Genomic DNA, 12,267 nt, shown 5'->3' with positions numbered 1-12,267 from the left:
GCCCCTTAGAAAGGGGCTTTTCTGTGAAGAAATAAAGTGTATGTAAGCTAGATGCATACACGATCTATATTCACAATTATTTTCCGGCAACTGCGTCTTTAAGCGCTTTACCTGGTTTGAAAGCAGGTACTTTGCTTGCTGGAATTTCGATTTCTTCACCTGTTTGAGGGTTGCGTCCTTTACGTGCAGAACGTTCACGCACCTCGAAGTTACCAAAACCGATCAGTTGGATTTTATCACCGTTTTTAAGTGCATCTAAGATCGTATCAAAAACAGAGTCAACTGCTTTTGTAGCGTCTTTTTTAGACAATTCGCTTGCTTCAGCAACCGCATTGATAAGTTCTGTTTTGTTCATGCCTTTCACCTCCTCCCAAAAGGATACATTCAGTTCGTTTATTATCATTTCTTCACAGTTCAGTCTGATTCTAAACCTGTCTCAGAAAAAAATGAGAGCAAGTAAGAGAAAGACAATTAAACGGCTTTTAAGAAAAACTGCACTCTGAGGAATGTTTGTCCAACAAAGTGAAGAATTTCTGTATGTAGAGTAACACATATAAAAAGCCATATCAAGCATTTTAAAGCGTCAATCCCTTGCTCGTCAAGGATTTAAGGTGATTTACCGAACAAATATTCCTTTTTTTCCTTTTTTCATCCTATTCCTTGATCCTTTTCCATTATTAAGAGCAAAGAAAAAAGACCTCCCATTCTATAAAGAGGTCTACCGGTATTACAGGATGATGGCGATTAAGCCGCCAGAGCCTTCGTTTATGATTCTTTCTAATGTTTCTTTTAATTTATACCGTGCGTTTTCAGGCATTAATGACAGCTTTGCCTGAATCCCTTCTCTCACAATTGAGCTCAGCGACCTTCCGAAGATATCGGAGTTCCAGATGGAGAGCGGATCATCCTCAAAGTCCTGCATTAAATAGCGTACAAGCTCTTCACTTTGTTTTTCCGTTCCGATAATCGGGGCGAATTCGCTTTCGACATCGACTTTGATCATATGGATCGACGGAGCGACAGCTTTCAGCCTCACACCGAATCGCGAGCCCTGCCTTATAATTTCCGGCTCATCGAGACTCATATCAGCTAAAGCAGGCGCTGCAATGCCGTATCCCGTCTGTTTGACCATTTTTAAGGCATCAGACACTTGATCATATTCTGTTTTCGCATGGGCGAAGTCTTGCATGAGCTCAAGCAGATGGTCTCTTCCTCTGATTTCGACGCCCACAACTTCTTTTAGGATTTGATCATATAGATGATCCGGCGCGTACAAATCAATTTCTGCCACCCCTTGGCCCAGCTCAATTCCGGCTAATCCGGCACTTTCAATGAATTCAAACTCGCTGAATTGGCCGACAACCCTGTCTACGTCCCGGAGCCGTTTAATATCCTTAACCGTTTCCTTCACGGACTCCTGATAGCTTTCACGCAGCCAATGGTTTTCTTTCAGCACCATTACCCAGCTTGGGAGATTGACATTCACTTCTAGCACCGGAAACTCGTAGAGGGCCTCTCTGAGCACACTCAGCACATCTGATTCCCGCATGCTCTCTACACTCATTGCCAATACCGGGATATCATATTTTTCGCTTAAATCCTGACGCATGGCTTCCGTTTCCGGGTGATACGGCCTGACTGAGTTGATGACCATAATAAAAGGTTTGCCAACCTCTTTCAGCTCTTCAATGACTCTTTCTTCAGCCTCTATATAGTCACTTCTGGCGATATCTCCAATGGTGCCGTCTGTCGTAATGACAACTCCGATGGTCGAGTGTTCTTGAATGACTTTTCGTGTGCCGATTTCAGCAGCCTCATGAAATGGGATCGGTTCTTCGTACCAAGGCGTATTGATCATCCGCGGCCCGTTTTCATCTTCATATCCTTTAGCGCCGGGCACTGTGTAACCTACACAATCTACTAATCTTATATTCACATCGAGTCCGTCTGACACATGAACAGACATCGCCTGATTCGGAACAAATTTAGGCTCTGTAGTCATAATGGTTTTGCCGGCTGCGCTCTGCGGCAGTTCATCCTGCGCTCGGGCCCGGTCTGCTTCGTTACTGATATTCGGGAGCACCACAAGCTCCATAAATTTTTTAATGAACGTGGATTTTCCTGTACGGACAGCACCTACGACTCCTAAGTATATATCGCCTCCTGTTCGTTCAGCGATATCCTTGAAAATATCGACCTTTTCCAAGTGATCCCCTCCCGGACTTCCTATCCTTTTCAATTTTATTAAGCTCTTTCAATCAAACACAGGACACTATATGTGTATGACGTTGTCCTATTTGAATATGACATCTTTAGAAAATTTCTCATCCTCAATCTATTAATATAAAAAAACCTTTCTCCCTATTTGTATGCAAGGGAGAAAGGTTCATTCCTTTTTCAAATCATTTTCTAAAAAAACAGGTTCCTGTTTGTCATTTACCGTATATTTTACAGAAAACGCGGGGACAAAGGGGGTTTCCTGCCAAATCATATCCTGGATTTCAGTCCCGGGTTTAAACGTTTTTTTGCTTTTTTTGAGGCAAGAAGCCAGCTCAGTCCGGTAATCGGCATATATTTCTCCGTCTCCGTCAATCATAAGCGGCAACGAATTCCCTGAGATTGGGCTTGTCACTGTAAGAGAGCTGCCATCCCCAAGCTTCTTCTCATCGAGTGTAAATAAATCACGAGATAGCACATCCTTGTAAGGCGGATATTGATGCTCCTGACGATACATTTGGATGCGCAATTTCACATCGCGAATTTTTTCTGCCATCTTTAGATCAATTAATTTAACAGTCGGATCGTTCTCTACGTCAACAAGCACGTATTGATAGTCTCCCCCGCTTTCAAATGCCGTACTTGGAGGTTCAGCTATGTATCTTGGCGCTAACCGGTTAAAGTCTATCGGATATTTTTGATATAGCGGTGTCGACATATCTTTTGTTTGAATGGGAAGCAGCCCTCCATTTGCCTTTTGAAATTCATCAACAGCAGATTGAACCTGCTTTAGCTGGTCTTGATAAGGAATGGCATGCACACTGCTTTTCCGTTCATTTGGATATAAACATCCGGATAAAAACACGACTGCCACAAAAATGATTGCGCACTTCAGTTTACCCATACAGCACTTCCTTTTACAGCTTTATTCATTGACAGGGCCGCTAAAAACCACGACAAACACAATAATTCCAGATATGAGCATACACATGTATGCGAATGATGAAATCGCAATCTTCAAAAAACGGTTTTGGCACTTAAAGCGGCTTAAATAGATGGAAGCTACAGCCAGAAACATCAGACCCATGGACCCTAGTGCAAACCACATTTTCATCAATGCCAGATTCAATGACGTGCGCCTCCCCGATATGTATGATGTAAGCGTTATATTATATTTTAATATACAGCGCCAGAAAAGATCAACCAGATTTTCCATCCTTTGATAGAACAAAAAAACTGAAGCAAAGAGGGGGACCTTCGCTTCAGTCAACTTGACTATATTCACCTGCACGTTTAAGAAACACTCTCTTGGACTTCGATGCTATAGTATGCGACTTGGCATACAGATGCATCCTCTATTGCCTAAATCGGCAAAATGTTTCAGGAGATCCCAAGACTTGGGTGTTCTTCTGTTTTTCGGGCTTTCGTTCAATTAAGATATGCGATTCACCATTTGATTGACACTTTTACTTCACTTGATTTTCAAACGTATTTACCAAATCCTCCATCTCGTGGGTTTTCCCTCTCGCCATTAAAGATTCAACAGCGGTTTCCACTTTTTGTCCGTTGAATAGGACCTGATGGAGAGCTTCTGTAATCGGCATTTTAACATCATATTTCTTCGAAAGCTGGTAAGCCGCTTTCGTCGTGCGGACGCCTTCGACTACCATTCCCATCTCTTCAAGAACATCTTCAAGCTTGTACCCTTTTCCGAGCAAATTGCCCGCACGCCAGTTTCTGGAATGAACACTTGTGCACGTCACAATCAGATCGCCTACTCCTGTCAATCCAGAGAACGTCAAGGGATTTCCGCCCATTTTCGTTCCGAGTCTCGCGATTTCGGCAAGTCCGCGTGTAATCAAAGCAGCTTTGGCATTGTCGCCGTACCCTAAACCATCTGTAATTCCTGCAGCAAGGGCAATAATATTTTTTAAAGCCCCTCCGATTTCAACTCCGATAATGTCAGGATTTGTGTATACCCGAAAATTGTGATTAATAAATAGATCCTGCACCTCTTCTGCTGCCCTCATGCTCTTTGAAGATGCAGTAACAGTTGTGGGGTGCCGCAGCCCTACTTCTTCCGCATGACTCGGGCCGGAAAGGACAACAATATCTTTTCTGACATCACTCGGGAGCTCAATTTCCATAATTTCAGAAATGCGCAGAAGTGAATCCGGCTCAATACCTTTGCTGACATGAACAAAGACCGCCTTTTTCGTTATAAAAGGGACAGCCTGTCTCAGCACTTCCCGAATTGCTTTTGTTGGAACAGCAACGATAATGAAATCCGCGTCTGAAACAGCTGTCTTCATATCCGTTGTTGCCTCTATTGATTCTGGAAGCTTGACGTTCGGCAAATAATCTTTATTTTCATGCTGATCATTGATTTGATGGATCAGATCTGCACGGTGCCCCCACATGGTTACATCATGATGATTATCAGCTAACACTAAAGCCAGTGCTGTTCCCCAGCTCCCCGCTCCGAGCATTGTGACTTTTTTCATATTTGCTTCACACCTTTTTATTTTCTAGCTCTTGCAAATATTTTGATTGGTGTCCCCTCAAAACCGAACGCGTCTCTGATTCGGTTTTCTAAAAACCGTTCGTATGAAAAATGCATCAATTCCGGATCGTTTACAAACACAACGAAGCTTGGCGGCTTTACCGACACTTGAGTCGCATAGTAAATCTTCAAACGAGAACCGTTATGAGTCGGTGTCGGATTCATTGCCACAGCGTCCATGATGACATCATTTAAGACGTTTGTTTGAACTCGAAGTGAATGATTTTCACTTGCTTTAATAATCGCAGGCATCAGCGTATGGATCCGTTTTTTCGTTAAGGCAGACATAAATAGGATTGGCGCATAATCCAGAAATTGAAAATGATCGCGAATATTTTCTTCAAATTCTTTCATTGTGCTCTCATCTTTGTCAACAGCATCCCATTTGTTTACGACGATTACGACGGCCTTGCCCGCTTCGTGTGCATAACCGGCGATACGCTTGTCCTGTTCAATAATGCCTTCTTCGCCATCCAGCACAACTGCCACGACTTCTGAGCGGTCAATCGCTTTCAGCGCCCTCAGTACACTATACTTCTCAGTCGTTTCATAGACTTTCCCTTTTTTTCGCATACCTGCAGTATCGACAATGACAAACTCCTGCTGGTTGTAAGTAAATGACGTATCAACAGCATCTCTTGTCGTTCCAGCCACGTTGCTGACAATAACGCGTTCTTCGCCGAGCATTGCGTTCACAAGTGAAGACTTTCCGACATTCGGACGTCCGATCAGACAGAATTGAACAACTTCCTCATTGTATTTCGTTTCTGGAATGTTTTTAAAATGCTCTGCAACGGCATCCAGTAAATCACCCAGTCCGAGTCCGTGTGTTCCCGAAATTGGATATGGCTCGCCAAAGCCTAGCGAATAAAAATCATACATATTCGCTCTCATTTCTGTGTTATCCAGTTTATTAACCGCTAAAACAACAGGCTTTTTTGTGCGGTACAAAATTTTCGCCACTTCTTCATCAGCAGCTGTCACGCCTTCACGGCCGTTCACCATAAAAATAATCACGTCCGCTTCATCCATGGCGATTTCAGCCTGCTGGCGAATCTGCGCTAAGAACGGCTCATCACCGATATCAATACCGCCCGTATCAATCAAATTAAAATCATAATTCAGCCATTCAGCCGAGCTGTATATCCGATCCCTTGTCACGCCAGGGGTATCTTCTACTATTGAAATTCTTTCTCCCGCAATCCGGTTAAAGATTGTGGATTTTCCTACATTTGGTCTCCCGACAATGGCTACGACAGGTTTACCCATAGTACCCTTCCTTTCAATCCAGCCGCTTTCATTTTTACATAAATTTTCAACCGGTTATTAAAATCATTTCATTCACTTTTATGAAAAGAAACCCTTCAGAGGAAGGGCTTAACTCATTTATTATATCAGTTTTTACTGGGATCACAACTATTCTTAAAAATGTTTCACGATCAAATACACGTCATCTCCGATTCTGTGAGCTATTCCATCAAGGATCGCCTCAAGATTTTTAGCGAAAAGCTCCATCTCCTTTTGGTCATTGCAAAAAAAGACAGGTGCTCCCCCTGCAGCCCGGTTTGGATTTGTCGTGATTACAGACAAAATCACTTTCGTAAGAGATTCACTCATCCTATCACCTTATCCTGATTCTTGATAAATTCAGTCGGCATTCTAATCGCATTTTCCAGGGTTGGAACATTGCTAATAATTTGAACAGCCGTTTCGGGATGGTGAATTTGCGGGAGAACAAATACCGCCACTCTCCCATCATTTAAATCCCGTTTTGCAATTGGTGTCAAAGATGGCTCTCCTGAATCCCGATAAACCCCGAGCACATTGGAAACATCAAATAAAATGGCCTGACGCTGCCCTAAATTTGCTATCGTTGCTGCTGAATTAAAGTTTTTTGGCGTTAAAATAAAGCCCATGCCATGCTTTAAAATCAGTTCCTGTTTCTCTGGAAGCCCGATATTCATCATATAAATATTATCAACAAACAGTCCCGGACCGTCAAAGCGCGGCTTTATGTACTCGATGTCTACAATATCCTTCAACACACTGCCCGACATAAATTTCATGGCCAGTAAAAAACAAACGACAGCCGCTATGACAGCAGCCCAGATGGATAAAAACACATACGCAGAGGTTGTCAAAAGCGCTGTAAAGATCACAATATAATTTCTGCTTTCAAACGCAATGGCAATCCCCTCAATATATGTGCTTCCCCTTGAGACAAGTTCATACGAATCCATTTGCGTCAATGTGTTCCGCTCCATGTTTCGGACATCTCTAAATTGCGTCGCTGCCAATGTTAAAAATGTGATGGCCGTAAATTCCTCCTGCAAAAGCGCCGGCATAATAATTGCACCTAAACCAGCCGCTATCAACCCCAGCGCGATGTGAATCACTTTCCCATGAACATAGGTCGGATACTGGCGGTAATCCGTTTTCAGCATATAAAGCCTTGTCGCAATTCCGGCAATGACCCCAGCAATAATCGGATAGATGTAATCACTCATGAAATTTTGGTAGCTCCTTTGTTTGATCTTTTGCTTTTCTGACCAATCTGGCTTGCGAGGTGTTCGTATTTAGATATGCCAAACAGCAATATCATCCCCGCAGAACACGCATTCAGCCATTGAAAGCCGCCGACAGCCATAGCCCCGGCCAACTTCTGGATCACAAATGAATACACCAGTTCGCCTTGGCACATCCCTAGGACAAATAAGACAAGCTGCTTCTCAAAATTCCTTTCAACAGAAGCTGTTAAAAGCACTATTAATATAACAGCAGCCCACTCAGGTTTTATGATGAACCAAACCGGGTCATATAATGCAAAAAGATAAACAAACGCATACGCGGCAACAAGCGTCAAATAGACCATAATGTAACGAAAACGATACATTCCCAAATACCCGGCATAGACACATCCGCAAACGAAAAACATCATATATGCAGCATTCAGGGAAAAATATAAAGCGATGTCATGTATGCTTAGAATAATATTAGTTAAAATAAAGACAGAGACGGCAATTCGTCTTTTCGTCTTTTCAAAAATAAATGTTGTCAAAACCCACAGAAACCACATTGACCAATAGTAATAAAATTGTTCCATTTTACTTCCTCCATATTCCCAGTATGGAGTTCAAGCACATTTTTTAAACAATCGATCTCACATTAAGGAGTATGATCATGGGAAAAGACAGACAAGAGAAAAAACTCAAAGCTTCAGGCAGAGTCGAATCAGACCGCGACCAGTCCATTCACTATGACGGAGCGACAAGCCTTGAACAAAACGGAAGAATCAAAAAGCGAAAATCATAACACAAAAAGCCCAAACCACATATGGTTTTGGGCTTTTATCATTTATCGCACACTATAGCTTGATGTATTGACCCCTCTCTCTGTGAGCCAATGATGGGTTTCACCTTTGATCACAAGGGGCGCCTTTTGTAAATCGTCAATCGTTCTGGCGCCCAGCACGGTCATAATCATCTTTAATTCCTCAAGGATCAGCTGAATCTCCTCAAGCAGTCCTTCCTCACCGCTGTCAGTCAGCGTTTTTAAAAAATGCCCTGCCATTCCGGTGCAAGAGGCCCCAAGCGCAATGGCCTTTGCCACGTCAAGTGCATCTTGCAGACCGCCAGAGGCGATCATGGTGCTTGCAGGAAACTCGGAGCGGATTTCCGCCAAACTTGCAGCTGTCGAAATGCCCCACGAGTTAAAAAAGGAGATTTGCCGCTGTCTTCGGAGATTTTCGATTTTCGAGAAATTTGTTCCCCCGTAACCGCCAATGTCAACAGCTGCAGCACCAGCTTCATACAGCTTTCCTGCTGATTCTTTGCTCATACCGAATCCGACTTCTTTCACAATGACTGGTACACTGACATGACTGCAAATTTGTTCAATACGTTCCAGTGCGCCGCCAAAGCTTCTGTCTCCTTCAGGCATCACAATTTCCTGAATCACATTGAGGTGGATCTGCAGCGCATTTGCTCCAATCATCTCAACGGCTTCCTTTGCCTGAGCAGCCGTTGCCTCGCTTCCCAGGTTGGCAAAAATCAGCCCGTTTGGGTTTTCCTTCCGAACGATTTCATAGGAAAGACGCTCTGATGGATCTTTTAATGCTGACATTTGCGATCCCACAGCAAGGGGAATTCCAGCCTGAGAAGCCGCTCGCGCAAGCGATTTATTAATCTCATATGTAAGTTTTCCGCCGCCGCCAGTCATTGCATTGATAAAAATCGGCGAACTGCTTGAAAGTTCGCCGATTTTTGTGGAAATATCTACTTGTTCTAATGCAAGATCGGGCAGACTGACGTGAACAAACGTAATATCATCAAGACCTGTTTCCCGCTTTTGGCCGGTGGACAGGGCATGATTGATGTGTTGTCTTTTCCGTTCTGCTCGAGTCACGTTTATCACCAATTATTTTAGTTTATTCAGCTTATCTCCGATCAAATCTCCAAGCTGGAAGCCAGTGCTTGTTTCTTCCTTCGCTTGATATTGACGGTAATCTTCCTGATCAGCTTTAGGCGTTTCTTCAAGTTCACGCATGCTTAATGAAATGCGCTCCTCATTTTCATTCACATCAAGAACCTTCACTTTTACAGTCTGTCCTTCTTCAAGAACTTCATGCGGCGTGCCGATGTGTTTATTGGAAATTTGAGAAATATGAACGAGACCTTCAACACCTGGAAGGATTTCAACAAAGGCACCGAAGCTTACAAGACGCTGTACGGTTCCTTCAAGCACATCGCCAGGCTTCACTTTTTCGCCGATTTGGCTCCAAGGTCCAGGCAGTGTATCTTTGATTGATAAAGAAATACGTTCATTATCACGGTCAACCGATAGCACTTTCACTTTTACTTCTTGTCCCTCTTCAACAACGTCAGACGGCTTCTCTACATGAGAGTGGGAAAGCTGTGAAATGTGTACAAGTCCATCGATGCCGCCGATATCAACAAACGCGCCAAAATCAGTCAGGCGCTGTACTTTGCCATCAAGTACACTTCCAACTTCAAGAGACTGAAGAAGTTCTTGTTTTTTATTCGCTTGTTCACTTTCAACAACAGCACGGTGTGAAAGGATCACGCGGTTTTTATCACGGTCAAGCTCTACAACGAGCAGTGACAGTGTTTTTCCTTTATAGTCAGTGAAGTCTTCAACGAAATGTGCTTCAACAAGTGATGCCGGAATAAAACCGCGAACGCCGATATCAACGACAAGGCCGCCTTTCACGACATCTTTCACTTCAGCTTCAAACACTTCTTTTGTTTCAAATTTTTTCTCAAGGTCTTCCCAAGCGCGGTCTGCATCAACAGCACGTTTAGATAAAATCAAAGCATCGTCTTCCACTTTTGTTACTTTCAGGTCAAGCTCGTCGTCTACTTTAACAACATCCGATGCTTTCTCTACATGAAGACTTGATAATTCACTGATTGGAATAATACCGGATTGTTTGACATTGATAATTTCTACATCTACATGTTTGTCTTCTACCTTTGTCACAATCCCTTTAACTACATCTCCAACCTCTGGCACTTGAACATCAATTTGATTCATTTCCTCTGTCATTTGAATAACCTCCTTGGTCCAAACCTACACAGCTTAATTAAAACGGTTTGAAAGCTGAACATATAACATGCCCGCTTTTAGCCGAATATGTATTAAAGAATCATCCAAAAAAGTTTTTTGAATGATCAATAAAAAGTTTTATTAGTATTAACTTCTAATAAAAGGACAGGTTTGTCAAGCAATAACATTCTATCTTCGTTGAAAAATTCAAAAAAAGTGGCATTTGCCATCCTCAGCGGGACTTTTGCTCCACAGCCTCGAGGATTTTATCAGCTACCTCTTGAATGGAAAGCGATGTCGTGTCGATTTCAATAGCGTCTTCTGCTTTACGCAGCGGAGATACTTCGCGCTCTGAATCAAGCTTGTCTCTTCTTGCAATTTCCTCAATTAATGTTTCGTAGTTGACATCAAAGCCTTTTTTCACATTTTCTTCATAACGGCGTTTCGCTCTCTCTTCAACAGATGCCAAAAGAAAGATTTTTACTTCTGCATTTGGCAGCACATGCGTCCCGATGTCACGACCATCCATGACGACGCCGCCTTTTTCCCCAAGCTGCTGCTGGCGTTTCACCATTTCTTCTCTGACACTTCTGTGCTTGGCCGCAATTGAAACTTGGTTGCTGACTTCATCTGTTCTGATCGCCTCAGTTACATCGGTGCCGTTTACAAGCACTTTTTGTCCATCTTTTGTTGTAATCAGCTCAATGTCTGTCCGCTTTAGCAGCTCAGCCAGTTTTTCTTCATTTGTCAGCTCAACGTTTTCCTGTAAAGCCGCGTACGTTATCGCCCGATACATTGCTCCTGTATCAATATATATGTACGATTTTTTCTCAGCCACAATTTTGGCAACGGTGCTTTTCCCTGCAGCTGCCGGGCCGTCAATTGCAATCGATAATTTCTTTTCCATAATTCCTCTCCTTGCTCTTTTCTCCTCTATGGATTGTATCACGAACTTTATGAAAAAGGGTGAAAAATTGATGAATAATTAATGTTTGAAGGTTTCAATCCTATTGTTTTCCTCCATTTTATCCACCCCTTCATATTGAATCACTTTTGATACGTATGGTTCAATATGCTGATAGTGAAAAAGAAATTGGACACCAAGTAAAATGATGGCCTGAATGAACAATATTTTGATCAGCAGCCGTTCAAATGTTTTCATTGGAGCACCTCCATTACAAATAGTATGGAAGTGTTTGCCGATGTTTATTCCATTCGGGCCTTTCTTCTCTTATTTAACTGGCGCCTGATGCAGTATTGAAGCAAAGCCTGCTGGTCACCTGCTGCAATTTCTGAATACTCTAAAGTCATTTTGCGTTTTCCTGACTTGGGGTCATTAAAGATTCGTCTGACAACTGCTTCTGTTTCTATTTGACGTGTGTGCTCCTCTTCAGGAAGACGAATGATCAGACGCAATGATTCCCCCGATTGAAAAGAAAGGCCTTCATCTAAAACCACGGCGATGCCGCCTGCACTGATGTTATAGGATAGTGTGCGGATCTCTTCCTCATTTCCCGGCTGAATTTGCACATCTAATACCGCATCAGTTCTTACATATTGGCGGCGCTGGATTCTTTTCATTTTTTCACGGGGAGGCATTTCAAGACAGATCATTTGAAGTTTGTCCTTCACTTTACCTTTTATACGGCTTATAAAGCGATAAGGAACTTCGTCTTTTCCCACAAACTCTACCGTTACTTCCATATCGTTATGTAAAATCACAGTTCGCCCTGTAACTACATCAACAGGATACGCGATCAAAAGTTCATTGTTTTCGATGCTGACCGCCTTGCTTTTTGCCTTTTTCAATTCATTTTCTTCTATATATTCTAAAAGTACATTTTCTCCAATCTCTATCATTGACTTCACTCTTTCGCATTCAATATACTCACGTTTTTATTAAAGCACGTAATGAAAAAAAG

The 12,267-nt window shown here is 42.7% G+C and carries 15 protein-coding genes; 1 reads left to right on the top strand and 14 read right to left on the bottom strand.

Annotated elements, in window-relative coordinates; translation table 11 throughout:
- Positions 1 to 76: 76 nt before the first annotated feature.
- From hbs to SB658_RS04370, 9 genes are all read right to left on the bottom strand, one after another.
- Positions 77 to 355 (bottom strand): non-specific DNA-binding protein Hbs, encoded by a 279-nt coding sequence (hbs, locus tag SB658_RS04410; protein ID WP_003153447.1) that lies wholly within the window; start codon positions 353 to 355, stop codon positions 77 to 79.
- A gap of 372 nt (positions 356 to 727) precedes the next feature.
- Positions 728 to 2,206: a stage IV sporulation protein A gene (gene spoIVA, locus SB658_RS04405; RefSeq protein ID WP_003230572.1), complete on the bottom strand. Its 1,479-nt coding sequence runs from the start codon at positions 2,204 to 2,206 to the stop codon at positions 728 to 730.
- A gap of 180 nt (positions 2,207 to 2,386) precedes the next feature.
- The gene (locus tag SB658_RS04400; protein WP_069703895.1) at positions 2,387 to 3,121 is read right to left on the bottom strand and encodes a hypothetical protein; all 735 of its coding nucleotides are present in this window, start codon (positions 3,119 to 3,121) and stop codon (positions 2,387 to 2,389) included.
- A gap of 21 nt (positions 3,122 to 3,142) precedes the next feature.
- Positions 3,143 to 3,346 (bottom strand): DUF2768 domain-containing protein, encoded by a 204-nt coding sequence (locus SB658_RS04395; RefSeq protein WP_004399143.1) that lies wholly within the window; start codon positions 3,344 to 3,346, stop codon positions 3,143 to 3,145.
- A gap of 337 nt (positions 3,347 to 3,683) precedes the next feature.
- On the bottom strand, positions 3,684 to 4,721 hold the full coding sequence (locus SB658_RS04390; RefSeq protein ID WP_015251807.1) for an NAD(P)H-dependent glycerol-3-phosphate dehydrogenase: 1,038 nt from the start codon (positions 4,719 to 4,721) through the stop codon (positions 3,684 to 3,686).
- Positions 4,722 to 4,738: 17 nt separating this feature from the next.
- The gene (gene der / locus SB658_RS04385; RefSeq protein ID WP_021481550.1) at positions 4,739 to 6,049 is read right to left on the bottom strand and encodes a ribosome biogenesis GTPase Der; all 1,311 of its coding nucleotides are present in this window, start codon (positions 6,047 to 6,049) and stop codon (positions 4,739 to 4,741) included.
- A gap of 153 nt (positions 6,050 to 6,202) precedes the next feature.
- On the bottom strand, positions 6,203 to 6,397 hold the full coding sequence (locus tag SB658_RS04380; RefSeq protein WP_038828580.1) for a capping complex subunit for YIEGIA: 195 nt from the start codon (positions 6,395 to 6,397) through the stop codon (positions 6,203 to 6,205).
- Positions 6,394 to 7,287, bottom strand: coding sequence for a YIEGIA family protein (locus SB658_RS04375; protein WP_003230562.1), 894 nt, complete (start codon positions 7,285 to 7,287; stop codon positions 6,394 to 6,396). Before SB658_RS04375 ends, SB658_RS04380 begins: the two co-directional genes overlap by 4 nt.
- On the bottom strand, positions 7,284 to 7,883 hold the full coding sequence (locus tag SB658_RS04370) for a YphA family membrane protein (RefSeq protein WP_144500728.1): 600 nt from the start codon (positions 7,881 to 7,883) through the stop codon (positions 7,284 to 7,286). Before SB658_RS04370 ends, SB658_RS04375 begins: the two co-directional genes overlap by 4 nt.
- Before the next feature lie 77 nt (positions 7,884 to 7,960).
- Here SB658_RS04370 and SB658_RS04365 point away from each other — a divergent pair, with 77 nt between their 5' ends.
- On the top strand, positions 7,961 to 8,092 hold the full coding sequence (locus SB658_RS04365; RefSeq protein ID WP_065423464.1) for a YpzI family protein: 132 nt from the start codon (positions 7,961 to 7,963) through the stop codon (positions 8,090 to 8,092).
- 42 nt (positions 8,093 to 8,134) lie between these two features.
- Here the strand turns inward: SB658_RS04365 and fni are convergent, their stop codons facing one another.
- From fni to dgrA, 5 genes are all read right to left on the bottom strand, one after another.
- Complete coding sequence (fni, locus tag SB658_RS04360) at positions 8,135 to 9,184, bottom strand: type 2 isopentenyl-diphosphate Delta-isomerase (RefSeq protein ID WP_041850191.1); 1,050 nt, start codon at positions 9,182 to 9,184, stop codon at positions 8,135 to 8,137.
- 12 nt (positions 9,185 to 9,196) lie between these two features.
- Complete coding sequence (rpsA, locus tag SB658_RS04355) at positions 9,197 to 10,345, bottom strand: 30S ribosomal protein S1 (RefSeq protein WP_014477197.1); 1,149 nt, start codon at positions 10,343 to 10,345, stop codon at positions 9,197 to 9,199.
- Between the two features lie 232 nt (positions 10,346 to 10,577).
- On the bottom strand, positions 10,578 to 11,252 hold the full coding sequence (gene cmk, locus SB658_RS04350) for a (d)CMP kinase (RefSeq protein ID WP_049141263.1): 675 nt from the start codon (positions 11,250 to 11,252) through the stop codon (positions 10,578 to 10,580).
- 78 nt (positions 11,253 to 11,330) lie between these two features.
- Complete coding sequence (locus SB658_RS04345) at positions 11,331 to 11,507, bottom strand: YpfB family protein (protein ID WP_032726051.1); 177 nt, start codon at positions 11,505 to 11,507, stop codon at positions 11,331 to 11,333.
- 44 nt (positions 11,508 to 11,551) lie between these two features.
- The gene (gene dgrA / locus SB658_RS04340; RefSeq protein WP_049141262.1) at positions 11,552 to 12,205 is read right to left on the bottom strand and encodes a cyclic di-GMP receptor DgrA; all 654 of its coding nucleotides are present in this window, start codon (positions 12,203 to 12,205) and stop codon (positions 11,552 to 11,554) included.
- Positions 12,206 to 12,267 lie beyond the last annotated feature (62 nt).

The sequence above is a fragment of the Bacillus sp. SIMBA_008 genome (assembly GCF_046535495.1).
In the GTDB taxonomy this organism is placed as follows: Bacteria; Bacillota; Bacilli; order Bacillales; family Bacillaceae; genus Bacillus; species Bacillus subtilis.
This window is presented reverse-complemented; position numbering and strand designations above follow the sequence as displayed.

Bases quoted from the DNA above. Each gene is read 5' to 3' on its own strand.
- hbs (WP_003153447.1), bottom strand. From the start codon at position 355: ATGAACAAAACAGAACTTATCAATGCGGTTGCTGAAGCAAGCGAATTG.
- SB658_RS04400 (WP_069703895.1), bottom strand. From the start codon at position 3,121: ATGGGTAAACTGAAGTGCGCAATCATTTTTGTGGCAGTCGTGTTTTTA.
- SB658_RS04390 (WP_015251807.1), bottom strand. From the start codon at position 4,721: ATGAAAAAAGTCACAATGCTCGGAGCGGGGAGCTGGGGAACAGCACTG.
- der (WP_021481550.1), bottom strand. From the start codon at position 6,049: ATGGGTAAACCTGTCGTAGCCATTGTCGGGAGACCAAATGTAGGAAAA.
- SB658_RS04380 (WP_038828580.1), bottom strand. From the start codon at position 6,397: ATGAGTGAATCTCTTACGAAAGTGATTTTGTCTGTAATCACGACAAAT.
- SB658_RS04375 (WP_003230562.1), bottom strand. From the start codon at position 7,287: ATGAGTGATTACATCTATCCGATTATTGCTGGGGTCATTGCCGGAATT.
- SB658_RS04370 (WP_144500728.1), bottom strand. From the start codon at position 7,883: ATGGAACAATTTTATTACTATTGGTCAATGTGGTTTCTGTGGGTTTTG.
- SB658_RS04365 (WP_065423464.1), top strand. From the start codon at position 7,961: ATGGGAAAAGACAGACAAGAGAAAAAACTCAAAGCTTCAGGCAGAGTC.
- rpsA (WP_014477197.1), bottom strand. From the start codon at position 10,345: ATGACAGAGGAAATGAATCAAATTGATGTTCAAGTGCCAGAGGTTGGA.
- cmk (WP_049141263.1), bottom strand. From the start codon at position 11,252: ATGGAAAAGAAATTATCGATTGCAATTGACGGCCCGGCAGCTGCAGGG.
- SB658_RS04345 (WP_032726051.1), bottom strand. From the start codon at position 11,507: ATGAAAACATTTGAACGGCTGCTGATCAAAATATTGTTCATTCAGGCC.
- dgrA (WP_049141262.1), bottom strand. From the start codon at position 12,205: ATGATAGAGATTGGAGAAAATGTACTTTTAGAATATATAGAAGAAAAT.